The sequence below is a fragment of the Mycobacterium sp. SMC-15 genome (genome assembly GCF_045310925.1).
Taxonomy (GTDB): domain Bacteria; phylum Actinomycetota; class Actinomycetes; order Mycobacteriales; family Mycobacteriaceae; genus Mycobacterium.
Genome location: NZ_JBJIAJ010000001.1, coordinates 560506 through 587504 on the forward strand (window position 1 = coordinate 560506; position 26999 = coordinate 587504).

A 26999-nucleotide genomic window follows, 5' to 3' on the forward strand; every position below is an offset into this window, starting at 1 on the left:
TTGCCTCGCCCCGGGGCACCGCCAATTACCAGGGAAATCCCTGTATCTCTGCGGGACTGAAGCTCCTACCGTCGCAAGCGGGTCGTCTGAACCGACCAGTTGTGATGCGATGTCCTATGAGGGAAGGCAGGTGCCTTACCATGGCCACAACGGACTACCGGCTGGCCGCCAGAGCGGTCTTGTCGGCACTGATCGCTGCCGGAGCATTCGTCAGCTGTCCGCCGCTGGCCAGCGCGGACGACCCGGAACAGCCGCCCGGGCAAGGGCAGGATGCCTGCGCCAGTGGCGACCAGGGCCAACAACCGCAGGACCCGCAGGCGTGCGGAGCCGGTATCGCCAATCGGGCCATCAGCGAGGCCCAGAACGCCGCCGACCAGGCAGCCCGCGCCGCCGGCCAGAACGGTCAGAACAACCCGCCCGGTGACCGCCCACCACAGGACCTGATCACCAACTCGGCCTGCGTGATCTTCAACGGGGTTCCCACGCTCATACCGCCGAGCGGCTTGACCCGCACCGCGTCACCGTTCGACTCGCCCATGGAGGGCAAGCCGTGCTGGTTCGCGTTCGGCGTGAGCCCCACGCACTAACGGATCAGTAGGTGTAGAAGCCCCGGCCGGACTTCTTGCCCAGCTGGCCGGCCTCGACCATGCGCAGCAGCAGCGGCGGCGCGGCGTAGAGCGGCTCCTTGAACTCCTCGTACATCTTGTCCGCGATCAGCTTCAGCGTGTCCAGACCGACCAGGTCGGACAGCCGCAGCGGTCCCATCGGGTGCGACAGGCCGGCGACGATGGCCTTGTCGATGTCCTCGACGGTGGCGAACCCGGACTCGAGCATGCGGACCGCCGACAGCAGGTAGGGCACCAGCAGGGCGTTCACCACGAAGCCGGACCGGTCCGAGCAGCGCACCACCTGCTTGCCCAGCACCGCGCTGGCGAACTCCTCGGTGCGGTCGGCGGCGGCGGGGTCGGTGACCAGGGTGCTGACCAGCTCGACCAGCGGCAGCACCGGAACCGGGTTGAAGAAGTGCAGCCCCAGCACCCGCTGCGGGTTCGCCGTCGCGGCGGCGATCTTCATGATCGGGATGGACGAGGTGTTCGACGCGAGCACGGCGTCCGGGTCGGTGATCACCCGGTCCAGCTCGGCGAAGATCTTCGACTTGACGGTGTCGTCTTCGATGACGGCCTCGATGACCAGCTGCCGATCCGCCAGGTCGCCCAGGTCGGTGGTGAAGGTCAGATTGCCGACGGCGTCGTCGCGCTCGCGTTCGGTGATCTTGCCCGCGCTCACGCCGCGCTCGAGCGACTTGACGATCCGGTTGCGGCCCGCGGTGACCAGTGTGTCGGTGGTCTCGAAGACCTTCACCTCAACGCCGGCACGCGCAGACACCTCGGCGATTCCGGCGCCCATCTGCCCGGCTCCGATGACACCTACTCGTTGGATCGACACGGTCTCCCTTTCAGTCAACGGCAGCAACAGGCCCCGCCCAGGCTGGCTGGGCGGGGCCTGTGCTGTCAACTCCCCCGCGGTGCAATCCGACTTCCACCGCGGGAAACCTCTTCCCTGGCTTCCCTGGCGCGAGCGTGCGTGTCTGTACGTCGACACGCCGTGTCAGGGCGTACAACTGCGCACGCTCGCGGCAAGGTCAGTGGCCTAGTGGCTCACGCCTTCGGTTCCACCTCGCCTCGTGGCTGGTGCCACTCGACTCAGTGGCTCACGCCTTCGGTTCCACCTCGCCTCGTGGCTGGCGCCACTCGACTCAGTGGAACTGGCCCTCTTCGGTCGAGCCGGCCAGCGCCGTGGTCGACGAGGTCGGGTCCACCGTGGTGGCGATCCGGTCGAAGTAACCGGCACCGACCTCGCGCTGGTGCTTGGTGGCGGTGTAGCCGCGCTCCTCGGCAGCGAACTCGCGCTCCTGCAGCTCCACGTAGGCGCTCATCTGCTTGCGGGCGTAGCCGTGGGCCAGATCGAACATCGAGTAGTTCAGCGCGTGGAAGCCGGCCAGCGTGATGAACTGGAACTTGAAGCCCATGGCGCCCAGCTCGTTCTGGAACTTGGCGATGGTCGCGTCGTCCAGGTGCTGCTTCCAGTTGAACGACGGCGAGCAGTTGTAGGCCAGCATCTGGTCCGGGAACTCAGCCTTGACGCCCTCGGCGAACTTGCGGGCCAGCTCCAGGTCCGGAGTACCGGTCTCCATCCAGATCAGGTCGGCGTACGGGGCGTAGGCCTTGGCGCGGGCGATGCAGGGCTCCAGGCCGTTCTTGGTGTAGAAGAAGCCTTCCTTCGTGCGCTCGCCGGTGATGAACGGCTGGTCCCGCTCGTCCACGTCGGAGGTGATCAGGGTGGCGGCCTCGGCGTCGGTCCGGGCGATCACCACGGTCGGCACGTCGGCGACGTCAGCGGCCAGACGGGCCGAGGTCAGGGTCCGGATGTGCTGCTGGGTGGGGATCAGCACCTTGCCGCCCAGGTGGCCACACTTCTTCTCCGAGGCCAGCTGGTCCTCCCAGTGCGAACCCGCGACACCCGCGGCGATCATCGCCTTCTGCAGCTCGTAGACGTTGAGCGCGCCACCGAAGCCGGCCTCGCCGTCGGCCACGATCGGGGCCAGCCAGTTGTCCACCGAGGTGTCACCCTCGACCTTGGCGATCTCGTCGGCGCGCAGCAGCGCGTTGTTGATCCGGCGCACCACCTGCGGCACCGAGTTGGCCGGGTAGAGGCTCTGGTCGGGGTAGGTGTGGCCGGACAGGTTGGCGTCACCGGCGACCTGCCACCCGGACAGGTAGATGGCCTTCAGGCCGGCCCGAACCTGCTGGACGGCCATGTTGCCGGTCAGCGCGCCCAGGGCGTTGATGTAGTCCAGGTCGTGCAGCTGCTCCCACAGCACCTCGGCGCCACGACGGGCCAGGGTGTGCTCCTCGACGACGTGGCCCTGGAGCGCGACGACATCCTCGGCGGTGTAGGTGCGGCTGACACCCTTCCAACGCGGGTTGTGGTCCCAGTCGTGCTGGATCTGCTCGGGGCTCTTCGGCGTGCCAACGGTCGACATGGCGGCTCCTTCGTGTTCGCGCGATCGCCGGGCCGCTTATCGGACTTGCCAACACCCCGACGGATTCACTGGTGTGTTAACAAGACATTGACACACCACATCAGCCCAGGTCCACCGGTTTTCATTGCCAAGTTTGGCCAAACAGTACGAACGTTATGCGAAGTTTGCGAAGAATAGCGCGGAGGCCCTGTCGCGACACCGGCCGCAAAAGCTACCGGCCAGTAACATATCGACACAGGTCAGCGCATGTTTCAGCAGTACGCCCGTACTGACTAGAACGTGTTACAGCGGGAAGATTGCGACGAGGGCTTTGACCTCTTCACCCACCAGGTATGTGAGCGTTCTAACAGTGCGATCGACCAAGTCGGGCCCGAACCTGTCGGTCGATCCAGCCGGGTGAACGTGGGAGACGATCTCTAGTTTGTCGCCCAGCGCGATGGCCGCGTCGTGTTCCAGCGTGACCCGCAGCGGCGCCGCGAGCAGCTCGGGATAACTCGACAGGTAGTCCTCGACCACGCTCCAGTACACCGAGTTGTTCATGTGGTCGAACAGGTCGATGTCGGTAAACCGGATCGGGTACTCGTGGATCTCGTCGGCGTCCTCACGGCCACCGGCCTTCAAGTAGGCCTTCCAGCGCAGCCGGTCGACGGTGGTGGTGCGCATCAGCGCGGCCAGGAAATCGTCCGACATCCGCGCCGGCCCCTGGGTCTCCCGGTTGATATTGATCCAGAACGATTCGGCCTCGACCAAACCACCCTTGCGTTTCCCGTCGATCCGCACGCGCATCTCACACCAGCGGTTGGAGGCGCCCGAGCACCAGCGGCGCACCCGCAAGATGTCCTGGAACTCGATCGGGCGGATCAGGTCCATCATGGTGCGCCGGACGATCCACAGGGGGTGGGTGGCCTCATATCCCATCTGGCGCAACTGGTCCTGGCCGATGTCCTGGATATGCCGGGCGGCCGCGTCCATCCGCAGGCGGCCCAGCCGGTCGATGTCGGCGACCCGCAGCGGCCACTGCCGGTCGAACACGTCGGGATGTGGGTCCAGCACCGGCATCAAAACCTTGGCCAGGCCGGTCGGCTGCTGAATCTGCTGCATCGATGCTCCCGTGGTCTTCCCTGAGCGGATCATGCCATGCCAACAATGCGAATGCCGCCTTCGCAGCAGGTAGGGTCGGTTGGGTGGCCAAGACGTATGTCGGCGCCCGGGTGCGCCAGCTGCGCAGCGAACGCGGGTTCAGCCAGGCTGCACTGGCCCAGATGCTGGAGATCTCGCCGAGCTACCTCAACCAGATCGAACATGACGTTCGTCCGCTGACCGTGGCGGTCCTGCTGCGCATCGCCGAAGTCTTCGGTGTGGACGCCAGCTTCTTCGCCTCCCAGGACGACACCCGGCTGGTCGCCGAGTTGCGCGAGGTCGCCATGGACCGCGATCTCGACATGGACGTTGACCTGGCCGAGGTGGCCGAATTGGTCAGTGCCCACCCCAAATTGGCCCACGCCATGGTCAACCTGCACCGCCGCTACCGCATCACCACGGCCCAACTCGCCGCAGCCACCGAGGAACGCTTCTCCGACGGCAGCGGCACAGGCGCGATCACCATGCCGCACGAAGAGGTCCGGGACTACTTCTATCAACGCCAGAACTACCTGCACGAACTCGACACCGCCGCGGAGGAACTGGCCACCCGGATGCGCAGACACCAGGGCGAGCTGGCCGTCGAGCTGGCCAATCGACTCACCGAGGTACACGGCGTGCACATCAACCGCCGGATCGACCTAGGCGAGACGGTGCTGCACCGCTACGACGCGGAAACCCGGACACTGGACATCTCCAACCACCTGTCCTGGGGGCAGCGGGTGTTCAAGATGGCCGCCGAACTGGCCTACCTGGAGTTCGACGACCAGATCTCGACCATGGTCGAAGAGGGCAAGTTCACCTCGAAGGACTCCCGCACGCTGGCCCGGCTTGGGCTGGCCAACTACTTCGCGGCGGCGATTGTGTTGCCCTACGGGCAGTTCCACGACAGCGCCGAGACGTTCCGTTACGACATCGAACGACTGTCGGCCTTCTACCGCGTCAGCTACGAGACCATCGCCCACCGGCTGTCCACCCTGCAGCGGCCGTCGATGCGGGGTGTGCCGTTCTCCTTCGTCCGGGTCGATCGGGCCGGCAACATGTCAAAGCGACAATCCGCCACCGGTTTTCATTTCTCCTCCAGCGGCGGCACCTGCCCGCTGTGGAACGTCTACGAGTCGTTCGGCAACCCGGGAAAGATCCTGGTGCAGATCGCCGAGATGCCCGACGGCCGCAAGTACATGTGGGTGGCGCGCACCGTCGAACGCCGCGCTTCCCGCTGGGGCCAGCCAGACAAGACCTTCGCGATCGGTCTCGGTTGCGAACTACGCCACGCCCACCGGCTGGTCTACTCCGAAGGCCTGGATCTGGCCACCGGTCACGACGTCCCGGCCACCCCGATCGGGGTGGGATGTCGCGTCTGCGACCACGACAACTGCCCGCAGCGGGCCTTCCCCGCGCTCGGCCGTGACCTGGATCTCAACGAACATCGCAGCACTGTCTCGCCGTATCTGGTAAAGCAACAGCGGTGACTGTTCGTATCCCCGATTCCCCCGGCCTACGCGACCTCGGCGTCGCCAACTGGCTGGTCTGCAAGGTCATCGCCCTGCGCCAGCATGTACCCCGGGCACACCTGTTCACCACACTCGGCCAGCACAAGCGATTGATGTGGTCCTGGCTGCCGTTCGGCGGGGTGCTGATGCGGGGCGGCAAGCTGCCGAACCGCGACACCGAGTTGGTGATCCTGCGGGTCGGACACCTGCGCGACAGCCAATACGAGCTGCAGCACCATCGCCGGATGGGCCGGGCGGTCGGCCTCGACGACGCTACCCAGGCGCGGATCTTCGAAGGGCCCGGCGCGGACGGGCTCACCGACCGGCAGCGCGTATTGCTCACCGGGGTCGACGAACTGGTGGGAACCCGCACGCTCTCGGACGCCACCTGGGCGCAGCTGGCTGCCCATCTGGATCGTCCCCGGCTGATCGAATTCGTCATGCTGACCAGCCAATACGACGCGCTGGCCGCCACCCTGAGCGCACTGCGGGTGCCGCTGGATTTCGATGAGTAGTCCTGCGTGACAGCTACCGTGAGCCACGACCTGGCCGTCGCCGGGGGCGGGGTTCTGCTGATCGCAGCGGTCCTGATCGTGGTCGGGCGCGCACTGGCACGACGGGGGGCCGGCCCCTTGGTCACCCGCAAGATCCCGCACGCGCTGTGCGGGCTGTTCGCCGCGCTGGCGGCCTTCCAGCTCTCGCACGGCGTGGTGGTGGCGGGCGTGCTGGCCGCCGCGACGGTGGCTTTGGCGGTCATCGTGGAGCGCGGTCTGGTCCCGGTGCCCGGCGTCTTCGACGGCACCCGGTCCCGCGACTACGGACTGGTGGGCTTCGCCGCCGGGGCGCTGGTCGCGGTGCTGGCGTTCTGGCCGGACCGGGTCGCCATCGCGGCAGGCGTGGTGGTGCTGGGACTGGCCGACGCCGGCGCGGCGCTGATCGGTGACCGCTACGGCAGACACCGAGTCGAAGCCGGTGGCGGGGTGCGCTCCCTGGAGGGGTCGGTCGCCTTCGTGGCCATCGCCTTCGCCGTCTCGTGGGTGTTCTGCCGGGTCGGACTTGAACTGAATACGTTTATGGCGGTGTCGGTTTCGCTGTTCGTCGCGATAACCACAGCAGCCGTGGAACTTCTGGTGCTACCGGCGGCGGACAACCTGCTGATCACACCGTGGGTTGCGCTACTGCTGCACGTGGCACGGGAACTGTCGACCGACGACGGGCTGCGGTGGCTGGCCGCGGTGGTATTCGGCTGCGCCATCGTGCCGTTCATGCTGCGGATGCGATGGCTGGACCTGCCGGGCGCACTGGCCGGCGGCCTGATCGCCGGGGTGGCCGTCGGCCTCGGCGGCTGGGCGTGGATCATCCCGGCCGCGTTGTTCTTCTCACTGACCAGCCTGCTCACCGCGTATCGACGGCCCACCCGAAGTGGGGGCATGCGCACCCTGAGCCAGGTCGCGGTGAACGCGGGCCTCCCGGTGCTGGTCCCGGTGATCGGCTACGCATTCACCCGTGACCCGCTCTGGTACGCCGTGTCGATCGGCGGGATCGCAGCCGGCATCGCCGACTCCTGGGCCTCGGAGATCGGCCGCTTCTCCTCTCGGGAGCCGTTGTCGCTGCGCACCTGGGGACGGGTGCCCAAGGGCACCTCCGGGGCGGTCTCCCCGCTGGGTTCGGGCGCAACGGTGCTGGGGGCGCTGGCCGTCGGCGCCTTCGGCGCCCTGTTCGGCGGGCTCGCGATGGTGGCGGTGGGCCTGGCGGCAGGAGTCGTCGGCTCGCTGGTCGACACCCTGATCGGCGCCAGCGTTCAGGCCCGCTTCACCTGCGCGACGTGCGGCGCCACGGTCGAGGACGCCCTGCACTGCGGCGCACCGACAACACCGTCCACCGGCTGGCGGTGGGTGGGCAACGACGTGGTCAACGCCTGCGCGAACACAGCCGGCATGGTGGTGGGTTTCGGGGTCTTCGGGCTTTTCGGAGGCTGATCCGGCGGCTCGCCGGCCGCCGACGGTGTTTCGCTCGTCCGAGCATCGCCCGGCATATCCCGCCTCAGCACCGTTTACCGGGCGCGCTCGGGCCAAAAACTCACAGGGCACTCCTACCTTGGGGGGCGTAGTGTCGGCCCAAGTGTTGAGCCACCAGCACGTCGTTTCTCCGACATAGGTCTCTCCCGGGAGGACCCACGGTGGCACATTCCCCAAGCGCCGGACCCAAAGCCAAATCCCAATGGCTGTCGAACTCCGCGGCGCAGACCCGCGGATCAGACAAAGACGAGGTCCAGTTCCACTACGACATCTCCAACGACTTCTTCAAGCTGTGGCAGGACCCGTCGCAGACTTACAGCTGCGCATATTTCGAGCGCGACGACATGACGCTGCAAGAAGCGCAGCTGGCCAAGGTCGACCTGTCGCTGGGCAAGCTGGGCCTGGAACCCGGGATGACGTTGCTCGACATCGGCTGCGGGTGGGGTTCCACGATTCGGCGGGCCGCCGAGCGCTACGACGTCAACGTCATCGGTCTGACCCTCTCGGAGAACCAGAAGCAGCACATCGAGGACAACGTGTTCGCGAACTCGACCAGCACGCGCCACATGGAAGTGCGGCTGCAGCCCTGGGAGGAGTTCGACGGGCAGGTCGACAGGATCGTGTCGATCGGTGCGTTCGAGCACTTCGGCTTCAACAAATACGACGACTACTTCAAGAAGACATTCAGCTGGATGCCCGACGACGGGGTGATGCTGCTGCATAGCATCGTCATCCCCAGCGACGAGGAGATCAAGGCCAAGAAGCTGCCGCTGACGATGTCGCGGCTGCGGTTCATCAAGTTCATCATGGACGAGATCTACCCCGGCGGACGCCTTCCCTTGGCCGCGCAGATAACCGACCACGCGGCCGACGCCGGCTACACCGTGACCCGCGAGCAGCACCTGCAGCCGCACTACGTTCGCACCTTGAGCACCTGGGCGGCCAACCTCGAGGCCAAGAAGGACGAGGCCGTCGCCATCACGTCGGAAGAGATCTACGAGCGGTTCCACAAGTACCTCACCGGCTGTGCCGAACTGTTCGACACCGGCTATACCGACGTCGTCCAGTTCACCTGCGAAAAGGCGCCCGGATAGGAGGTCCGGCAGATGGCCGACACCACGCACGGTGCACCGAAGATGGCGGTGGCGTACGAGGATGTGCAAGCCCACTACGACATCTCGAACGACTTTTTCGGCTTGTTCCAGGACCCGAGCCGGACCTATAGCTGCGCCTACTTCGAGCGCGAGGACATGTCCCTACAAGAGGCGCAGATCGCCAAAATCGATCTCGCCCTGTCCAAGCTGGATCTCGCACCGGGGATGACGCTGCTCGACGTCGGCTGCGGATGGGGATCTGCGATGCAGCGGGCAATCGAAACCCATGCCGTCAACGTGGTGGGTCTGACGTTGAGCAGAAACCAGTGCAGCCTCGGCCAGCGACTCCTGGACGACGTCGACAGCGAGCGCTCCCGCCAGATTCTGCTGCGCGGCTGGGAAGAATTCGACCAACCGGTCGACCGCATCGTCAGCATCGAGGCGTTCGAAGCCTTTCCCAAAGAGCGGTATGCCGCGTTCTTCGAGTTGTGCCACCGACTGATGCCCGACGACGGGCGGATGGTCCTACAGACCATCATGGGCCACCCGCTCAAGCGCTGGCCGGAATTGGGCATCCCGATCACGATGACGGACCTGCGGTTCATGCGCTTCATCGGCAAGGAGATCTTCCCCGGCGGCTCGGTACCGTGCGACGAGGATGTCGTCGAATTCGCCGGCGCCGCAGGGTTTTCCATCGCCGATCGCCAGGATCTGACGCCGCACTACGTACGCACTCTGGACACCTGGGCGACCAGGCTGCAAGCGGCCCGTGAGCGGGCGATCGCAGTGACCTCTCAAGAGATCTACGAGCGGTACGTGAAGTACCTGCTGGGCTGCGCAGACTTCTTTCAACGCAACGTCAGCTATGTCGCCCAGTTCACGCTCGTCAAGGGCTGACAGGGAATCAGAAGTTGATCATGTGGCCGGTCAGGCCGTGGAAGCACTCCTGCAGCGCCTCGGACATGGTCGGGTGGGTGTGCACGTTGCGGGCCAGCTCACCCGCGGTCAGATCCCACTTCTGCGCCAAGGTGAGCTCCGGCAGCAACTCGGACACGTCGTGGCCGACCAGATGCCCGCCGATCAGCTCGCCGTAGCGCGCGTCGGCGATCAACTTCACGAACCCGCTCGGGTCACCCACGCCGTGCGCCTTGCCGTTGGCGGTGAACGGGAACTTGACCACCTTGACGTCGTAACCCTCGGCCTTGGCCTGTTCCTCGGTGAGCCCGAAGCTGGCCACCTGCGGCTGGCAGAAGGTGGCCCGCGGCATCATCCGGTAATCACCCAGCGACATGGTTTCGGCCCCGCCGATGGTCTCGGCGGCCACCACGCCCTGGGCCTCGGCGACGTGCGCCAGCTGCAGCAGCCCGGTGACGTCGCCGATGGCATAGATGTGCGGGACGGAGGTCTGCAGGTACTCGCCGACACCGATGGCGCGCCGCTCGGTCAGCGCGACACCCGCCGCCTCCAGCCCGTAGCCGTCGACGTTGGGGGCAAATCCGATGGCCTGCAACACCTTGTCGGCCTTGAGTTCCTCGGTCTGACCGTCTTTGCTGACCGTGACGGTCACCGGGCCATTGCCCCCGCTGTCCACGATCGACTCGACCTTGGTTCCGGTGCGGATCTTGACGCCCAGCTTCTTGAACTGCTTCTCGATCTCCTTGGACACATCGGCGTCCTCGTTGGGCAGCGCCCGCGGCAGGAACTCCACCACGGTGACGTCCACTCCGTAGTTGGCCAGCACGTAGGAGAACTCCATGCCGATGGCCCCGGCGCCGGCGATGATGATCGAGCTCGGCAGTTCCCGGCTCAGGATCAGCTGCTCGTAGGTGACGACGTTGTCCGACAGCGAGGTGCCCGGCACCAGCCGGGTGCTCGACCCGGTGGCGATGATCGCGTTGGTGAACGTAACCGTCTCGGTACCACCGTCATTGAGCGCCACCGACAGCGTGTTCGGGTCGGTGAAGGTGCCGTAGCCGTGGATCTCGGTGATCTTGTTCTTCTTCATCAGGAAGTGCACGCCGGCCACCCGGCCCTCGGCGACCTTGCGGCTGCGGTCGAACGCAGCACCGTAGTCGAAGGTGGCGGTGCCGCTGATCCCGAACGTGGCTGCCTCACGCGAGAAGATGTGCGCCAGCTCGGCGTTGCGCAGCAGCGCTTTCGAGGGAATGCAGCCGACGTTGAGGCAGACCCCGCCCCAATACTTGGGTTCGATGATGGCGGTGTTCAAGCCCAGCTGGGCGGCGCGAATGGCCGCTACATATCCGCCGGGGCCGGCTCCGAGGACGACGACGTCAAAGTGGGTCACAGACCCACCCTAACGGGACAGCGCGCCGGCGACTCAGTACGGGATGATTCCGGCGACGCAGCGACTCACATGCTGGCAGTAGTAGTGCCCGTATAGCGGCGCCGCGGCGACCGCGGCGGCGAACACCGCCGACATCAGCGCGATTGCCACCGCCGACACCAGCGGTTTCTCCCCCACCATCGCCACGATCAGCCCGGCGACCATACACACCACCGCATAGACCAGTACGACGAAGACGGCCGGCGTCTTGTCGGCCAGCGAATACCACCAGGAGAACAGTCCCAGGCCGATCCCCGCCGCCGGAATCCACACCGCCAACAGCACCAGGGCCAGCTGCCACCACTTCAGGAATTGGTATTGGCCGGTGAGGACCACCGGTTTAGGCGGTTTGACCGGCGTGGATGCGGGCGCCGCCGCGGCCCCTTCCGGTTCAGGCCAGGCAATCGGCTCGTCACCGGTGACTGGCTCGTCCAGCGCCTCCGCCGGTCCGGGCAGCGGTACCGGGTGCGGCCCGGTGTCGAAGATCGGAGCCATGTGCGGCTCGGTCATGGGCAGTGACCCGGTATCGGTGGTCTCAGACACCCGACACCACCTGAATCGCGGCCAGTGCGCCGAACCACCCGACCGCCATCGCGAGCAGAAACGCACCCAGAGCGGTTACCCACCGACGCGAGGAGACGAACACCAGCACCAGCCCCGCGACGCTGGGCGCTCCGAGCACCAGCGTGATCGCGACGTCCGGGCGCAGCGGCGCGGTGATGACCAGGCTCAATCCGATCCCGGTCAAGATGCCGACCGCCGCCCCGACCAGCATGGCGCTGCTCAACAACCAAGGGCGTGGCAGCGGAATCACACCACCAGATTTTACGGCGATCGCACCGGTCAGCGCGGTAGCGACCCGGTGATCACCGGGACTGATTCCAACAGGCGGTTCTCGGCGTCGGTGAAAGCCCGGCCGCGGGTCAGGAACCGCAGGCCCTCGGGTGCTTCCAGGCTGAACCCGGCCCCGCGGCCCGGCACCACGTCGATGATCAGCTGGGTGTGCTTCCATGCCGCGAACTGCGGACCGGAGATCCAGACCGGCACGTCGACACCGGCCGCATCCAGCACACCGAGCCGCACGTCGTGGTCGCCGATGAGGAAGTCGCCGTCGGGATAGCACATCGGTGCCGACCCGTCGCAGCAGCCGCCGGACTGGTGGAACATCACCGGACCGTGGCGCGCCACCAGCCGCGCCACCAGGTCGGCGGCCGCGTCGGTGATCAGCACCCGGTCCGGTGCGTCCATCAGGCCGGTGCCTCCATCAGTACGGGCCCATCAAAAAAGACCCTGTGCCGACTGGGAGTAGGACACCAGCAGGTTCTTGGTCTGCTGGTAGTGGTCGAGCACCATCTTGTGGTTCTCCCGGCCGATGCCGGACTGCTTGTAGCCGCCGAACGCCGCGTGCGCGGGGTAGGCGTGGTAGCAGTTGACCCAGACTCGCCCGGCCTGGATGTCACGGCCGGCCCGATAGGCGGTGTTCCCGTCGCGGCTCCACACTCCGGCGGCCAGCCCGTAGATGGTGTCGTTGGCGATCGAGATCGCGTCGTCGTAGTCGGTGAACGACGTCACCGAGACCACCGGGCCGAAGATCTCCTCCTGGAAGACGCGCATCTTGTTGTGGCCGGCGAAGATCGTCGGCTGCACGTAATAGCCGCCGGACAGCTCACCGCCGAGCTCGGCGCGTTCGCCGCCGGTGACGGTGGTGGCGCCCTCCTCCTTGCCGATCGCGATGTAGGACAGGATCTTCTCCAGCTGGTCGTTGGAGGCCTGCGCCCCGATCATCGTGGTGATGTCGAGTGGATCGCCTTGGCGGATCGCCTTGGTGCGGATAGCGGCCAGCTCCAAGAACTCGTCGTAGATGGGGGCCTGGACCAACGACCGGGACGGGCAGGTGCACACTTCGCCCTGGTTGAGGGCGAAGCCCGCGAATCCCTCCAAGGCCTTGTCCTGGAAGTCGTCGTTGGCCGCCAGTACGTCGGAGAAGAAGATGTTGGGGCTCTTGCCGCCCAGCTCCAGGGTGACCGGGATGATGTTCTGGCTGGCGTACTGCATGATCAGCCGCCCGGTGGTGGTCTCGCCGGTGAAGCCGATCTTGGCGATCCGGTTGCTCGACGCCAGCGGCTTGCCCGCCTCGACACCGAATCCGTTGACCACGTTGACGACTCCCGCCGGCAATAGGTCGCCGATCAGGCTCATCAGGAACAGGATCGAGGCGGGGGTCTGCTCGGCCGGCTTGAGCACCACCGCGTTGCCGGCAGCCAGCGCGGGCGCCAGCTTCCAGGCGGCCATCAACAGCGGGAAGTTCCACGGAATGATCTGACCGACCACGCCCAGCGGCTCATGGAAGTGGTAGGCGACGGTGTCGTTGTCGAGCTGGCTCAGCGCACCCTCCTGGGTGCGGATCGCCGCGGCGAAGTAGCGGAAGTGGTCGGCGGCCAGCGGGATGTCTGCGGCCAGCGTCTCCCGGACCGGCTTGCCGTTGTCCCACACCTCGGCGACCGCCAGCTCCTCGCGGTGTTGGTCGATCCGGTCGGCGATCTTGGCCAGGACATCCGCCCGCTCGGCCGGGGACGCCTTGCCCCAGGCCGGGGCGGCGGCGTGCGCGGCGTCGAGCGCCAGGTCGATGTCGGCCGCTGTGGAGCGGGGAATCTCGCAGAACGGCTGGCCGGTGACCGGCGTGGTGTTCTCGAAGTACTCACCGCCGACGGGTGCCACCCACTGCCCCCCGATGAAGTTCGCGTAGCGGGACTCGTAGCTCATCAGCGCGCCGGCGGAACCCGGACGTGCGAAAACGGTCATCGATGCTGCTCCTTAGCCATGGGTGTTACTCAACTCACATTACCGTCGCGGTCACAATGACTGCTATGTCTACCCAGCCTGCTAAGGACTTTGACGACCCGTACCTGTGGCTGGAGGACGTTACCGGCGAGCAGCCACTCGACTGGGTGCGCGCCCACAACGACGGAACCGTTGAGGAGTTCGCCGGCGACGACTTCGAGGCGATGCGTGCCACTGCGCGCGAGGTGCTCGACACCGATGCCCGTATCCCCTACGTGCGACGCCGTGGCGAGTACCTCTACAACTTCTGGCGTGACGCCACCAACCCGCGCGGGTTGTGGCGACGCACCACCTTGGACAGCTACCGCACCGACAGTCCGGAGTGGGATGTCGTCATCGACCTCGATGAGCTGGCCCGCGCCGACGACGAGAACTGGGTCTGGGGCGGGGCCAACGTGATCGAACCCCACCACACGCGGGCTCTGATATCGCTGTCGCGCGGCGGATCGGACGCCGTGGTGGTGCGTGAATTCGACATGGCAACACGGGAATTCGTCGGACCCGACGGCCAGGGCTTCGAGCTTCCCGAGGCCAAGACGCGGATCGGCTGGGAGGACGACGACACCGTCCTGGTGGGCACCGACTTCGGTGCCGACTCGCTGACCGAGTCCGGCTACCCGCGGATGGTGAAGCGGTGGCGCCGCGGCCAGGATCTGGCGCAGGCGGAGACGGTGTTCACCGGGTCGGCCACCGATGTGGTGGTCGCTGCGGGCCGCGACCGCACCCCGGGATTCGAACGAACCATGGTGTCGCGGGCGATCGACTTCTTCAACGACGAAGTCTACGAATTGCGCGAGGGCGAGCTGATCCGCATCGACGCGCCTACCGACGCCTCGGTGTCGGTACACCGGCAATGGATCCTGATCGATCTGCGCACCGACTGGGACACCGGCACCGCGTCATATCGGGCCGGCTCGCTGTTGGCTGCGGACTACGACGAATTCCTCACCGGCGCAGCGCAGTGCAGCGTCGTCTTCGAACCCGACGCCCACACCGCACTGCATCACTACGCGTGGACCCGCGACCGCCTGGTCCTGGTCACGCTGCACGACGTGGCCAGCCGGGTGGAAGTGGTCACGCCCGGCGACTGGCAGCGGCGCCCCGTTGCCGAGGTACCGGCCAACACCAACACCGTGATCGCGGCCGCCGACGATACCGGTGACGAGATCTTCTTGGATTCAAGCGGATTCGACCGTCCGTCGCGACTGCTGCACGGCGCCGTGGACGGGACGCTGACCGAGATCAAATCCGCTCCGGCGTTTTTCGACGCCGACGGACTCGACGTCAGCCAGTACTTCGCCACCTCCAAAGACGGCACCGCGATCCCGTACTTCGTGGTGCGCCCGGCGGGCGCCACCGGCGCGACGCTGCTGGGCGGCTACGGCGGATTCGAGGTGGCGCGCACACCGGGCTACGACGGCGTGCTGGGCCGGCTGTGGCTGGAACGCGGCGGCACCTACGTGCTGGCCAATATTCGTGGCGGCGGCGAGTACGGGCCGGGCTGGCACACCCAGGCGATGCGTGCCGGCCGGCACCTGGTGGCCGAGGATTTCGCCGCAGTGGCAACCGATCTGGTGGACCGCGGCATCACCAGGGTCGAGCAGCTCGGGGCGGTGGGCGGCAGCAACGGTGGGTTGCTGATGGGCATCATGCTCACCGCCTACCCGGACCTGTTCGGCGCCCTGGTGTGCCAGGTGCCGCTGCTGGACATGCGCCGCTACCATCTGCTGCTCGCCGGTGCGTCCTGGGTGGCCGAATACGGCGACCCCGATGACCCCGATGAGTGGGAATTCATCCGCCAGTACTCGCCGTACCAGAACATTTCCGCCGATGCTGCGTACCCGCCGGTGCTGATCACCACCTCCACCCGAGACGACCGGGTGCATCCGGGGCATGCCCGCAAGATGACCGCGGCACTGCAGGACAGCGGGCACCGGGTCTGGTACTACGAGAACATCGAGGGCGGGCACGGCGGCGCGGCCGACAACGCCCAGGCGGCGTTCAAGTCCGCGCTGAGCTTTTCGTTTCTGTGGCGGATGCTGGGCAATCAGGGCTGACAACGCCGTTCGCCCGGCCGTGGTGTTGGACAGTCAGGACTTGCGCAGGCCGCCCGCCAGCGCGATTCCCACCCCGACCAGCACCAAGACCGCACCGGCCGCCAGGGTCAGATTGAGCCAGAGGTGCAGGCTCCCCTCGGCCACGTCGGCGAGGGCATCGGTGATCCGGCGGATATCGCCGGTCGCCTGGCTGAGCACCTGGTCGAGGAGGCGCCGCGCCACTTCGACTCCCGACCAGCCGACGGCGCCCACCAGCAGCGCCGAAACACCCAGGCTCGCCAACGCCCTGCCACGGCGCCGCGCCGCGACCAGCGTCAGGATCGCGCACAGTCCGCCCATTGCGCCCAGTACGACCGTGAGCAACGGCCCCCACACCGCTAGCCGATGCAACCCACCGGGACGCATCACCTCGGTGGACGTCGAGGTCAGCGGCACCGTCAACGAGGCGGGCAGCGTAATCGGGTAGTCGGACAACAGTTGCGCGAACGCGTCGTCACGCAGCATCGGTATCACGTCGATCTCCCAGGGACCGGGATCGCCGACGTTGAGCAGCCAGGCGTGCCCGTCCCGGTTGACCCGAACGAACTGCGCCGGAAACGACGGCCCGGCGGTGTACTGGCGGGCGGCCTGCCGCACCTCCGACGGGTCGATGCCGAAGCCGCTCCCCCGGATCAGCTGGACCGTCTGGGCGCTGAGTTCAGCCGCCACCGCGTCCTGCAGGGCCGGCTGAGCCGCGGCACGGGCCGCCAACCGCGCGTAGCCGTCCGCGTCGATCAGGTTGTACTGCGCCCACGCCGTCGGCAATGCCACCGCAAGCGTTGCGGTAGCCAGCAGCCAGAACAGTGTCGCGGTGAAGACGCGCACTATTTCGCGGTGCGGCGCGGTCGCGCCAGCGCCAGCTTGGTGATCAGCCGGTTGCTTCGGGCCAGCGTCTTCAGCGAATTGTGGTAGAAGTTCCCGCCCGCACCGACATTGGTGCGCGGCGCGACGACGGTCTCCTGCCGACAGAACTTGCGGATGCCGTCCGCACCACCGAAGCGCGCACCAATGCCCGAGGTCTTCCAGCCACCCATCGGCGCCGTCGTGCACATCAGGTTGGAGATCACGTCGTTGACGTTCACCGCTCCACAATCCAACTGCAGCGCAATGTCTTTGGCCCGCGCAACGTCACGGGAGAACACCGAGGCGCTCAATCCGTAGGCGCTGTCGTTGGCCAGTCGGATCGCCTCGTCGACGCTGGCGACCTTCATGATCGGCAGGGTCGGGCCGAAGGTCTCCTCGGTCATACAGGCCATCGAGTGGTCGACGTCGACCAGCACGGTGGGCGGGTAGAAGCTGCCCGGACCGCCGGCGCGTTCACCGCCGGTCAGTGCGCGCGCGCCGGCGGCCACGGCTTCCTCCACGTGCCGCTCGGTGATGGCCAGTTGCTGGTCGCTGATCAGGGCCCCGAAGTGCTTGCCCTCGCCGGTGCCCATCTGCAGCGCCTCGACATCGCGGACCACGGCCGCGACGAACTTGTCGTAGACGGGTTCCAGCACGTACACCCGCTCGACCGATACGCAGGTCTGCCCGGCGTTGAACATCGCGCCCCAGACCGCGGCGTGCGCGGCCAGGTCGATGTCGGCGTCCTCGCACACGATCATCGGGTCTTTGCCCCCGAGTTCGAGGCTGACCGGCACCAGCCGGCTCGCGGCCCGCTCCGCGACCTTGCGCCCGGTGGCGGTGGAGCCGGTGAACTGCACGTAGTCGGAGTTGTCGATCACCGCTTCGGCGACCTCGCGGGCACCCTGCACCACCGCGAACACGTCCGGTGCGCCGGAGGCCAGCCAGCCTTCGCGAAGTAGTTCCGCGGTGAGCGGGGTCTGCTCGGACGGCTTGAGCAGCACCGCACAGCCGGCCGCCAAAGCACCGATGGCATCCATCAGCGCGTTGGCCACCGGGTAGTTCCACGGCGCGATCACGCCGACCACCGGCCGGGGCCGATAATGGATGGCGATCTTCTTGATGCTCATCACCGGCAGCGATGCGGGCCGAGTCTCGGGGGCCACCGCCTTGTCCATCACCTTGATCACGTAGGACAGGATCATGATCAGCAGCGGCACCTCTTGCGCGGCGTCGGTGCCGGACTTGCCGGTCTCGGCGATCAGCAGCTTCTCGATCTCGTCCCGGTTGTCGCCGAGCCACAAGGCGAAACGGGCCAGGGCCTTGGCCCGGCCCTTGGCGCCGCGGTGCTCCCACTCCCGCTGGGCGGTGCGCAGCCCGGCAGCGATTTTTTCGACGTCGGAAGGGTCGGTCCACCGCACCTCGCCGGCAGCTTCCCCGGTAGCGGGGCTGAACACGGTTCCGGTGCCGGTGAAAGCGGCGACTGAGTTGGTGGCGGTCATGGCGCCATGCTAGTCCGGGCTGTGACCCGGATCGCACCGGGCCTCGACAGGTGTCAAGTCCGGGGGAACCTAGCTTTTCAAGCCCCGCAGGTACGCGGCCTGTCCCAGATGCTGGGCGCAGTCGTCGATGACGCTGACCAGCCGGACCCCGGCCGTCACCGGTGGATCCCAATGGGTGTCGACGACCCGGGACAGCTCGTCGGCGGTGACACCGTCGAGATAGCCCAGGGTCAACTCGTGCACTCCGCGGTAGTAGCCCGCAAGCAGTGCTGCCGGGGCCCGAACCTTGGCGACATCTTCCGGGCCATGGCCGTAGCCACTGTCATCACGCGGCAGGTCCAGACCGAATCGATCCACCCAGCCGTCGCGGGTCCACGCCTGCTCGACGCCGGCGACCTGGGCCACCTGAATGTCCTGCACCCGGGCGCTGTGCCAGAGCAGCCACGCGATGCTGTTGGCCTGCGCCGTCGGGCGATAGTCGGCCACCTCGTCGGTGAGCCCGTCAGTGATTTCGTCGGCGTGCTCGATCAACCGAGTGAACGCGTCGCGGAGCAGGGCCCGCAGAGCGGCGGTTGTGTCGTTCTCCGTCATACCGCCCGACGCTACGCCTGGTGGCAGACCGCCTCGACGTTGTTGCCGTCCGGATCGCGGACGAAGGCGCCGAAGTAGCCGGGGTGGTACTCAGGCCACAGCCTCGGCGCGTGCAGGGACTCGGCACCCAGTCGCACCGCGGTGTCGTAGAACGCCTGCACCTGCTCGGGGTCAGCGGCATTGAACGCGACGTGGATCTCGCGGTTCGGCCCGGAGGCGTCACCCGCGCCGGCGTCGGCGATCCAGAACGTCGGCTTGCCGTCTCGCCCGTAACCGAGCGCCACGCCGACATCCAGCTGCCGCGTGTAGCCCAGGACGTCGAGCACCGCGTCGTAAAATTGCTGCGATTTCGCGTAGTCGCTGCAGTTGATGCCCACGTGGTCAATCACGGAATACATCCTGGCATGCGGAACCGCAGGGTCGTAGATTAACTAGATGAGCCTCGACGTCGTGGTCCGCAACGGCACGATTGTCGACGGACTGGGCGGGCAACCCTACGTCGGCGATCTCGCGGTCCGCGGCGGCGTCATCACCGAGATCGGCGAGGTATCCGGCAGGGATGGCGGGGCGCACCGCGTCATCGATGCGACCGGGCTGCTGGTCACACCGGGTTTCGTGGACCTACACACGCACTACGACGGACAGTCGATCTGGTCGGATCGGCTCAATCCTTCCTCGGCCCACGGCGTGACGACCGCGCTGATGGGCAACTGCGGGGTGGGGTTCGCGCCGTGCCGGATCGACGATCACGACGTGCTGGTGGATCTAATGGCCGGCGTTGAGGACATTCCCGGTGTGGTGATGACGGACGGTCTGCCATGGACCTGGGAGACCTTCCCGCAGTTCATGGACGCCGTCGACAAGCGTCAGCGCGATATCGATGTCGCGGCGTTCCTGCCGCATTCACCGCTGCGCGTCTACGTGATGGGCCAGCGCGGTGTGGACCGCGAACCGGCTACGCCCGAGGATCTGGCACAGATGCGCCGACTGGCCCAAGAGGCCGCCGAGGCTGGCGCACTGGGGTTCTCGTCCTCACGGCTGATGACGCACCGCACCAAGACCGGCACCCAGATCCCCAGCTACGACGCCTCCTACGCCGAGATCCTCGCGATCAGTCGCGGTCTGGCCGACGGCGGGGGCGGGCTGATCCAGTTCGTCCCGGATCTTCCCGAAGGTACCTACCAGCCTGTGCTGCAACAGGTTTTCGACGCGGCTACCGAAGCGGGGCTGCCCGTCACGTTCAGTTTGCTGATCGGCAATGCCGGTGCGCGGCTTTGGCGCGACGCCATCGACATGGTGGAGAAGGCCAACGGATCCGGAGCCGCGATCACCGCGCAGATATTTCCCCGCCCGATCGGACTGATGGTCGGACTGGACCTGAGCATTCATCCGTTCGTGCTGTACCCGAGCTACCAGAGGATCGCTCGCCTGCCGCTGGCAGAGCGAGTCGCCCAGATGCGTAAACCGGAGGTGCGGCAACAGATTCTGTCCGACCGCCCGACGATCGTCCCGACCAACCCGCTCGCCTACCTGGCCCAGTCCTGGGAGTGGACCTTCCCGCTCGGCGATGATCCCGACTATGAGCCCGACGCGTCGAAGAGCATTGCGGCGCGGGCCAGAGCACGTGGGGTCTCCCCGGTCGAGGAGGCATACGACCGGCTGCTCGACGACGGCGGGCATGCGATCCTGCTGGATGCGCTGGCCAATTTCGAGAACAACTCACTGGACACCGTCAGCGCACTGATGCGTCGCGACGACGTCGTGCTGGGCTTGGGAGACGGTGGTGCGCACTACGGAATGATCTGCGACTCCAGCTTTCCCACCTATGTGCTGACCCATTGGGCCCGTGACCGCGCGTCGGGACGACTCAGCGTCGAAGCGGCGATCCGCGAACTGACGTCCACACCGGCCCGGGTTGCCGGACTCCACGACCGCGGTCGCATCGCGGTCGGCTACAAGGCCGATCTCAACGTCATCGACCACCGGAACCTGCGGCTGCACAAGCCGGTGGTCACCTATGACCTGCCGGCCGGTGGGCGCCGGTTGGATCAGACCGCCGATGGCTACGTCGCGACGATCGTCTCCGGCGAGATCATCGCCGAGAACGGCAAGCCCACCGCGGCCCGGCCCGGCAGGCTGGTGCGCGGCCGTCAACCCGCGCCGGCCTGACCGCCCGCCGAGTTCACCGGCGTACCGTTTCGGAGTGTGACTGAGCCATCAGAGCCCAAATACACCCACGGCCATCATGAATCGGTGTTACGCGCCCACCGCTCCCGCACCGCGGAGAACTCCGCGCCCTATCTGTTGGGATCGCTGAGGCCGGGCCTGCAGTTGCTCGATGTCGGCTGCGGGCCGGGAACCATCACGGTGGATCTGGCCGTCCTCGTCGCGCCGGGCCGAGTGACCGCCATCGAGCCGGTCCCCGAGGCACTGGATCTGGCCCGCGCCTGCGCAGGTGAGCGGGGGCAGCACAACATCGACTTTGTGGTTGCCGATGTGCACGCATTGCAGTTCGGTGACAACAGTTTTGACGTGGTGCATGCCCATCAGGTGCTACAGCACGTCGCCGACCCGGTGACCGCACTGACCGAGATGCGCCGAGTATGCAAGCCCGGCGGGGTGGTGGCCGTGCGCGACAGCGACTATGCGGCGTTCACCTGGTATCCGGCGTCGGCAGAGTTGGACGACTGGCTGCGGCTCTACCGTGACGCGGCGCGGGCCAACAGCGGCGAGCCCGACGCGGGCCGGCATCTGCTGGCCTGGGCGCACGCGGCCGGGTTCACCGACATCACCCCTACGACGAGCGCGACCTGTTATGCCACCCCCGCCGACCGAGAGCACTGGGGCGGCATGTGGGCCGACCGGATCCTGCAATCGGCCATCGCCCAGCAACTGCTCGACAGTGGTGTCGCCGATCAGGCCAAGCTGCAGGCGATTTCGCGGGCCTGGCGAAACTGGGCCGACGATCCAGACGGCTATCTGATGATCCCGCACAGCCAGCTCCTGTGCCGGGCATGACGTCTTAGATCAGGCGCTTCGGTGGGGTGGAACGCGCTACCAGTTCGGCGTCGCTGGTCACCGCGTCGCCCAGAACCTGATCGATGCGTGCCAGCAGCTCATCAGGAATCCGCACGCCGGCAGCCTTAACGTTCTCGGCGACCTGCTCCGGGCGAGACGCCCCGACCAGAGCGGCGGCGACGTTGTCGTTCTGCAGCACCCAGGCGATCGCCAACTGTGCCGTGGTCAGCTGCAGTTCCGCCGCGATCGGCGCCAATTGCTGGACTCGGGTCAGCACATCGTCGGTCATGAACCGTTTGATGAAGTTCGCGCCGCCCTTCTCGTCGGTGGCACGCGAGCCGGCCGGCGGCGGCTGACCGGGCAGGTACTTACCGGACAGCACGCCCTGGGCCATCGGTGACCAGACGATCTGACTCAAACCCAGCTCTTGGCAGACCGGGACCACCTCCGGCTCGATCACCCGCCACAGCATCGAATACTGCGGCTGGCTGGAGATCAGCGATACGCCGAGCTGGCGGGCCAGGCCGTGGGCTTGGCGGATCTGTTCGGGGGTCCACTCGCTGACGCCGATGTAGAGCGCCTTGCCCGCCCGGACGATGTCGGCGAAGGCCTGCATGGTCTCCTCGAGCGGGGTGAAGGAGTCATAGCGGTGCGCTTGGTACAGGTCGACGTAGTCGGTGCCCAGCCGGCGCAGCGATCCGTCGATGGCCTCCATCATGTGTTTGCGGGACAGGCCGGTGTCGTTGCGGCCCAACGGGGCCGGCCCGATCGGCCAGTACACCTTGGTGAAGATCTCCAGCGACTCACGCCGCCGGCCCGCCAATGCGGCGCCCAGCACCTCCTCGGCCCGCCCGTTCGCGTAGACGTCGGCGGTGTCGAAGGTCGTGATTCCAGCGTCGAGCGCGGCGTGCACGCAGGCGGTGGCGACGTCGTTCTCGACCTGCGAGCCGTGGGTGAGCCAGTTGCCGTAGGTGATCTCGGAGATCTGCAGGCCGGAGTTGCCCAGGTAGCGAAATTCCATAGGCCCATCATGGCGCACGACTCTGGGACGTGTCTCGTGCCGGATTACTATCCTGGACACCATGGCCCGCTCCGTCGACCTCGCACGCCTGGCCGAGCTGCTGCGCGATTACCGGTACGCCTTCTTGGTCACCGTCGGCGACGACTACCGCGTCCGCACCACTGCGATCACCCCGAGCTTCGACGGCACCCGGCTGGACATCGGACCGGTGGGATCGCACGGCCGGGAGAACCTGTCGACCCGCAACGCCGTCACCCTGGTCTGGCCCGGCCGCGACGTCGGCGAATACTCGCTGTTCGTCGATGGCCTGGCCGAGCTGCCCGAGGATCCGGCCGGCCCGGTACTGGTCACGCCGACCAAGGCCCTGCTGCACCGGCCGGTGTTCGAGCCCGGGACTCAGCGGGCGGTCGGCACCGTCCATGACTGCGTGCAGCTCAAGGCAGATTGACAGCCTGCAGGTTTAGGCTCGAATTCATGAGTTCTAGCGTGGATTTCGATCGACTCGCAGAGAAGCTGGCAGGCCACGACTACGCCTACCTGATCACCGTCGATACCGAGAGTCGTCCGCATCCGGTGCCGGTGATGCCGGTGCTGCGGGGCGACACCGTGCACATCGGTGCGCTGGGCGGTCGGCGCAGCCGGGCGAATCTGGCGCGCACAGCGGATGTGACGGTGATGTGGCCACCACCGGTTCCGGGCGGCTACACCGTCATCGTCGACGGCACGGCCCAGGTGTCCGATGCCGGTGAGTTGGCCAGCGTGGCGATCTCCCCGACCCGTGCCGTTTTGATCCGGGTCGCCACGCCCGAATCACCGGGCGAGACACCCTGTTACAGCGATTGCGTCGACCTCAAAGTCAGTCCGCAGGGAGCCTGAGCGGCCGCCCGGCCACCATCAGCACGACCTCGTCGGAGGCCGCGGCGATCCGCGCGTTGAGCACTCCCAGCAGATCACGGAACAGCCGTCCCGAAGCGGTGGGCGGGACTACCCCGCTGCCCACCTCGTTGCTCACCGCCACCACCGGTGCCGGGCAGGCCCGCCAGGCCGCCACCAGCTCATCGATGTCGGCCGAGACGGCGTTCAGTCCGTCACCGCCGTCCCACACGTGGTGCAGGTCCATCCGCGCGGTGAGCCAGGTGCCGAGGCAGTCCAGCAGCAGTGCGTTGGGGGCCGAACGCAGTTCCTCGGCAACATCGACGGTCTCGACGGTGCGCCAGGAGCCGGGGCGGCGTGCCCGGTGCAGCCGCACCCGCTCGGCCCATTCCGGATCGCCCTCGCGTACTCCGCCGGTGGCCAGGTAGGTCACTGCCGGTTCGGCGGCCAACAGCGCCTCGGCGTGCGCGGACTTACCCGAGCGCGCGCCGCCCAACACCAGGGTGCGGGTGGCGTGACCGTCGGCTGCACCCACTCGCACCACCTCACCGTCACGCCCCGGCCGGGCGCCTGAATCCGACAGTACGGCAGTCAATTCCGACTCGGAAGGATTGTGGTGGCTCAGGTGTACTGCGACGACATCGGTGGTGTCGGTGACGGCGCCACTGGCACGCAGCCGCGCCACCGTTGTCGCGAATGCCGGCAGGTCGTGGTGCTCGGTGTCGTGTTCGGTATAGGTCCCGAACGTCTCCTCCAAAAACACCGCGTCGTAGCCGGCGCCGGCCAGCTCGGCGTGGGTCGCCTCGGATAGCGGGCCGGTGTCGGTCGCCCAGAAGATGCGGCCGCCAACGGATGCCAGGTCGTAGAGCACCGCGTCACCGCCGATGTCGGCACCGTGTGCGGCGGCCAGCACCCGCACGTCGTAGTCACCGAGCCGGATACGGTTACCGGCCTGCACCGTCACGAATCGGACCGGATCGTCGGGCCCCACCCACTGCCGGCACTGGTCGAGCGCACTGGCCGGGCCGACCACATCGAGCGGTTCGACCGTCCCGGTCCAGTGCCGCATCAGCAGCGCGGCCGGGCCGACGTGATCGGGGTGGCCGTGGGTGAACAGGATGTGCCGGACATCGGCCAGCGTTCGCCCGTGGCGCATCGCGGCGCGCGGTGCCTCCGGCCCGCAGTCCAGCAGCAGCACATCGTCGACCAGCGCGGCGGTCTGGGCGCGAACCTGCGTTGCAGCCGACCGGCAGGAGTCGCACCGGCAGAACGGATTCGGCCAGCCGTCGGCGCTGCCGGTGCCCAGCAGCAGGATCTCCATGCACCCATCCTCGTTGACTCTGCGTCCAGGGCGGGCCCCACTCGCACTTTCCCGCCCTCCGCGCAGAGTCAACGTAAACGACGAAGGCCCGGCCTGCCGCAGGCAGGCCGGGCCTTGTCGTGCAACCAGACTTAGAAGTCCATGCCGCCCATGCCACCGGTCGGGTCGCCCGCGGGTGCGGCCGCCTTCTCCGGCTTGTCGGCGACAACGGCCTCGGTGGTCAGGAACAGTGCCGCGATGGACGCCGCGTTCTGCAGCGCCGAGCGGGTCACCTTCACCGGGTCGGCAACGCCGGCCTTGAGCAGGTCCTCGTACTCGCCGGAGGCGGCGTTGAGGCCGGTGCCCGAGGCGGAGTTGGTGACCTTCTCGGCGACAACGCCGGGCTCCAGGCCCGCGTTGAAGGCGATCTGCTTCAGCGGGGCCGACAGCGCAACACGCACGATGTTGGCACCGGTCGCCTCGTCACCGTCGAGCTTGAGCTCGTCGAGCGACGGAGCGGCCTGCAGCAGAGCCACGCCACCACCGGCGACGATGCCCTCCTCCACGGCGGCCTTGGCGTTGCGCACTGCGTCCTCGATGCGGTGCTTGCGCTCCTTGAGCTCCACCTCGGTGGCAGCCCCGGCCTTGATCACCGCAACACCGCCGGCCAGCTTGGCCAGGCGCTCCTGCAGCTTCTCGCGGTCGTAGTCGGAGTCGCTGTTCTCGATCTCGGCGCGGATCTGGGCCACCCGACCGGCGATGGCGTCGGAGTCGCCCGAGCCCTCGACGATGGTGGTCTCATCCTTGGTGATGACGACCTTGCGGGCGGTGCCCAGCAGGGCGACGTCGGCGCTCTCCAGCGACAGGCCGACCTCTTCGCTGATGACCTGGCCACCGGTGAGGATCGCCATGTCCTGCAGCATCGCCTTGCGACGGTCACCGAAGCCCGGGGCCTTGACGGCAACGGACTTGAAGGTGCCGCGGATCTTGTTCACGACCAGGGTCGACAGGGCCTCACCCTCGACGTCCTCGGCGATGATCAGCAACGGCTTGCCGGACTGGATGACCTTCTCCAGCAAGGGCAGCAGGTCCTTGACGGTCGAGATCTTCGAGCTGACCAGCAGGATGTAGGGGTCCTCCAGGACGGCTTCCTGACGCTCGGCGTCGGTGACGAAGTAGCCCGAGATGTAGCCCTTGTCGAAGCGCATGCCCTCGGTGAGCTCCAGCTGCAGGCCGAAGGTGTTCGACTCCTCGACGGTGATGACACCCTCGTTGCCGACCTTGTCCATGGCCTCGGCGATCAGGTCACCGATGGTCTGGTCGCCCGCGGAGATACCGGCGGTCGCCGCGATCTGCTCCTTGGTCTCGACCTCTTTAGCCGAAGCCAGCAGGGTCGAGGTGACCTTCTCCACGGCCTTCTCGATGCCGCGCTTCAGACCCAGCGGGTTGGCTCCGGCGGCCACGTTGCGCAGGCCTTCCTTGACCAGGGCCTGGGCCAGCACGGTGGCGGTGGTGGTGCCGTCACCCGCGACGTCGTCGGTCTTCTTGGCGACCTCTTTGACCAGCTCGGCGCCGATCTTCTCGTAGGGGTCCTCCAGCTCGATCTCCTTGGCGATGGACACACCATCGTTGGTGATCGTGGGGGCGCCCCACTTCTTCTCCAGGACGACGTTGCGGCCCTTGGGGCCCAGCGTCACCTTGACCGCGTCGGCGAGGGCGTTCAGGCCCCGCTCGAGGCCGCGACGGGCCTCTTCGTCATACGCAATTTGCTTAGCCATTGCG

25 protein-coding genes and 1 pseudogene are annotated in these 26999 nt (G+C 67.1%); 11 read left to right on the forward strand and 15 right to left on the reverse strand.

Features of this window, described 5'->3' with window-relative positions; genetic code table 11:
* The first annotated feature begins 140 nt into the window (after positions 1 to 140).
* Positions 141 to 587, forward strand: a complete 447-nt coding sequence (locus tag ACJH71_RS02670) for a hypothetical protein (RefSeq protein ID WP_406756467.1) — start codon at positions 141 to 143, stop codon at positions 585 to 587.
* Between the two features lie 4 nt (positions 588 to 591).
* Here ACJH71_RS02670 and ACJH71_RS02675 read toward each other — a convergent pair whose 3' ends face one another.
* The 3 genes from ACJH71_RS02675 to ACJH71_RS02685 all read right to left on the reverse strand — a co-directional run bounded on the left by ACJH71_RS02675 (position 592) and on the right by ACJH71_RS02685 (position 4144).
* Complete coding sequence (locus ACJH71_RS02675; RefSeq protein WP_406756468.1) at positions 592 to 1446, reverse strand: 3-hydroxybutyryl-CoA dehydrogenase; 855 nt, start codon at positions 1444 to 1446, stop codon at positions 592 to 594.
* A 310-nt stretch (positions 1447 to 1756) separates the two neighbouring features.
* Complete coding sequence (aceA, locus tag ACJH71_RS02680) at positions 1757 to 3043, reverse strand: isocitrate lyase (RefSeq protein ID WP_406756469.1); 1287 nt, start codon at positions 3041 to 3043, stop codon at positions 1757 to 1759.
* 282 nt (positions 3044 to 3325) lie between these two features.
* Positions 3326 to 4144 carry an acyl-ACP thioesterase domain-containing protein gene (locus ACJH71_RS02685; RefSeq protein ID WP_406756470.1) on the reverse strand — a complete coding sequence of 273 codons (819 nt, stop codon included), beginning with the start codon at positions 4142 to 4144 and terminating at the stop codon, positions 3326 to 3328.
* Positions 4145 to 4227: 83 nt separating this feature from the next.
* Here ACJH71_RS02685 and ramB point away from each other — a divergent pair, with 83 nt between their 5' ends.
* From ramB to ACJH71_RS02710, 5 genes are all read left to right on the forward strand, one after another.
* Positions 4228 to 5655 (forward strand): acetate metabolism transcriptional regulator RamB, encoded by a 1428-nt coding sequence (gene ramB, locus ACJH71_RS02690; RefSeq protein WP_406756471.1) that lies wholly within the window; start codon positions 4228 to 4230, stop codon positions 5653 to 5655.
* Complete coding sequence (locus ACJH71_RS02695; RefSeq protein ID WP_406756472.1) at positions 5652 to 6191, forward strand: carboxymuconolactone decarboxylase family protein; 540 nt, start codon at positions 5652 to 5654, stop codon at positions 6189 to 6191. The genes ramB and ACJH71_RS02695 overlap by 4 nt, the downstream gene beginning before the upstream one ends.
* A 6-nt stretch (positions 6192 to 6197) precedes the next feature.
* The gene (locus tag ACJH71_RS02700) at positions 6198 to 7655 is read left to right on the forward strand and encodes a DUF92 domain-containing protein (protein WP_406756473.1); all 1458 of its coding nucleotides are present in this window, start codon (positions 6198 to 6200) and stop codon (positions 7653 to 7655) included.
* 200 nt (positions 7656 to 7855) lie between these two features.
* Positions 7856 to 8788 (forward strand): cyclopropane mycolic acid synthase family methyltransferase, encoded by a 933-nt coding sequence (locus ACJH71_RS02705; RefSeq protein WP_406756474.1) that lies wholly within the window; start codon positions 7856 to 7858, stop codon positions 8786 to 8788.
* A 12-nt stretch (positions 8789 to 8800) separates the two neighbouring features.
* A complete protein-coding gene (locus ACJH71_RS02710; protein ID WP_406756475.1) occupies positions 8801 to 9685 on the forward strand; it encodes a cyclopropane mycolic acid synthase family methyltransferase in 885 nt (294 codons plus the stop codon).
* Positions 9686 to 9692: 7 nt separating this feature from the next.
* Here the strand turns inward: ACJH71_RS02710 and lpdA are convergent, their stop codons facing one another.
* The 5 genes and pseudogenes from lpdA to ACJH71_RS02735 form a co-directional block, all read right to left on the reverse strand.
* A complete protein-coding gene (lpdA, locus tag ACJH71_RS02715; RefSeq protein ID WP_406756476.1) occupies positions 9693 to 11093 on the reverse strand; it encodes a dihydrolipoyl dehydrogenase in 1401 nt (466 codons plus the stop codon).
* Positions 11094 to 11126: 33 nt separating this feature from the next.
* Positions 11127 to 11675 (reverse strand): hypothetical protein, encoded by a 549-nt coding sequence (locus ACJH71_RS02720; protein ID WP_406756477.1) that lies wholly within the window; start codon positions 11673 to 11675, stop codon positions 11127 to 11129.
* A complete protein-coding gene (locus tag ACJH71_RS02725; RefSeq protein ID WP_406756478.1) occupies positions 11668 to 11946 on the reverse strand; it encodes a putative holin in 279 nt (92 codons plus the stop codon). The genes ACJH71_RS02720 and ACJH71_RS02725 overlap by 8 nt, the downstream gene beginning before the upstream one ends.
* Before the next feature lie 41 nt (positions 11947 to 11987).
* Positions 11988 to 12380 (reverse strand): annotated as a pseudogene (locus tag ACJH71_RS02730) (DUF779 domain-containing protein); the annotation flags it as partial.
* Between the two features lie 30 nt (positions 12381 to 12410).
* Positions 12411 to 13934 carry an aldehyde dehydrogenase family protein gene (locus tag ACJH71_RS02735; protein WP_406756479.1) on the reverse strand — a complete coding sequence of 508 codons (1524 nt, stop codon included), beginning with the start codon at positions 13932 to 13934 and terminating at the stop codon, positions 12411 to 12413.
* Positions 13935 to 13999: 65 nt separating this feature from the next.
* Here ACJH71_RS02735 and ACJH71_RS02740 point away from each other — a divergent pair, with 65 nt between their 5' ends.
* Positions 14000 to 16030 carry a prolyl oligopeptidase family protein gene (locus ACJH71_RS02740; protein ID WP_406756480.1) on the forward strand — a complete coding sequence of 677 codons (2031 nt, stop codon included), beginning with the start codon at positions 14000 to 14002 and terminating at the stop codon, positions 16028 to 16030.
* 33 nt (positions 16031 to 16063) lie between these two features.
* Here ACJH71_RS02740 and ACJH71_RS02745 read toward each other — a convergent pair whose 3' ends face one another.
* The 4 genes from ACJH71_RS02745 to ACJH71_RS02760 all read right to left on the reverse strand — a co-directional run bounded on the left by ACJH71_RS02745 (position 16064) and on the right by ACJH71_RS02760 (position 19394).
* Positions 16064 to 16894, reverse strand: a complete 831-nt coding sequence (locus ACJH71_RS02745; RefSeq protein WP_406756481.1) for a hypothetical protein — start codon at positions 16892 to 16894, stop codon at positions 16064 to 16066.
* A complete protein-coding gene (locus tag ACJH71_RS02750) occupies positions 16894 to 18414 on the reverse strand; it encodes an aldehyde dehydrogenase family protein (RefSeq protein WP_406756482.1) in 1521 nt (506 codons plus the stop codon). Before ACJH71_RS02750 ends, ACJH71_RS02745 begins: the two co-directional genes overlap by 1 nt.
* A gap of 69 nt (positions 18415 to 18483) precedes the next feature.
* Positions 18484 to 19005: a mycothiol transferase gene (locus ACJH71_RS02755; RefSeq protein WP_406756483.1), complete on the reverse strand. Its 522-nt coding sequence runs from the start codon at positions 19003 to 19005 to the stop codon at positions 18484 to 18486.
* An 11-nt stretch (positions 19006 to 19016) separates the two neighbouring features.
* A complete protein-coding gene (locus ACJH71_RS02760; RefSeq protein WP_406756484.1) occupies positions 19017 to 19394 on the reverse strand; it encodes a VOC family protein in 378 nt (125 codons plus the stop codon).
* 46 nt (positions 19395 to 19440) lie between these two features.
* Between ACJH71_RS02760 and ACJH71_RS02765 the strand changes: the two genes are divergently transcribed.
* Together ACJH71_RS02765 and ACJH71_RS02770 are read left to right on the forward strand one after the other, a co-directional pair.
* On the forward strand, positions 19441 to 21174 hold the full coding sequence (locus ACJH71_RS02765) for an amidohydrolase family protein (protein ID WP_406756485.1): 1734 nt from the start codon (positions 19441 to 19443) through the stop codon (positions 21172 to 21174).
* A gap of 36 nt (positions 21175 to 21210) precedes the next feature.
* Complete coding sequence (locus ACJH71_RS02770) at positions 21211 to 22023, forward strand: class I SAM-dependent methyltransferase (protein ID WP_406756486.1); 813 nt, start codon at positions 21211 to 21213, stop codon at positions 22021 to 22023.
* A gap of 4 nt (positions 22024 to 22027) precedes the next feature.
* Here the strand turns inward: ACJH71_RS02770 and ACJH71_RS02775 are convergent, their stop codons facing one another.
* Positions 22028 to 23044, reverse strand: a complete 1017-nt coding sequence (locus tag ACJH71_RS02775) for an aldo/keto reductase family protein (protein WP_406756487.1) — start codon at positions 23042 to 23044, stop codon at positions 22028 to 22030.
* A 61-nt stretch (positions 23045 to 23105) separates the two neighbouring features.
* Here ACJH71_RS02775 and ACJH71_RS02780 point away from each other — a divergent pair, with 61 nt between their 5' ends.
* Both ACJH71_RS02780 and ACJH71_RS02785 read left to right on the forward strand, forming a co-directional pair.
* Complete coding sequence (locus ACJH71_RS02780) at positions 23106 to 23492, forward strand: hypothetical protein (protein ID WP_406756488.1); 387 nt, start codon at positions 23106 to 23108, stop codon at positions 23490 to 23492.
* 26 nt (positions 23493 to 23518) lie between these two features.
* Complete coding sequence (locus tag ACJH71_RS02785; protein WP_406756489.1) at positions 23519 to 23920, forward strand: pyridoxamine 5'-phosphate oxidase family protein; 402 nt, start codon at positions 23519 to 23521, stop codon at positions 23918 to 23920.
* Here ACJH71_RS02785 and ACJH71_RS02790 read toward each other — a convergent pair.
* Together ACJH71_RS02790 and groL are read right to left on the reverse strand one after the other, a co-directional pair.
* Positions 23901 to 25238, reverse strand: coding sequence for a bifunctional adenosylcobinamide kinase/adenosylcobinamide-phosphate guanylyltransferase (locus ACJH71_RS02790; RefSeq protein ID WP_406756490.1), 1338 nt, complete (start codon positions 25236 to 25238; stop codon positions 23901 to 23903). The two genes, ACJH71_RS02785 and ACJH71_RS02790, sit on opposite strands and share 20 nt — an antisense overlap.
* A 131-nt stretch (positions 25239 to 25369) precedes the next feature.
* A complete protein-coding gene (gene groL, locus ACJH71_RS02795) occupies positions 25370 to 26995 on the reverse strand; it encodes a chaperonin GroEL (protein WP_406756491.1) in 1626 nt (541 codons plus the stop codon).
* Between the last annotated feature and the right edge of the window lie 4 nt (positions 26996 to 26999).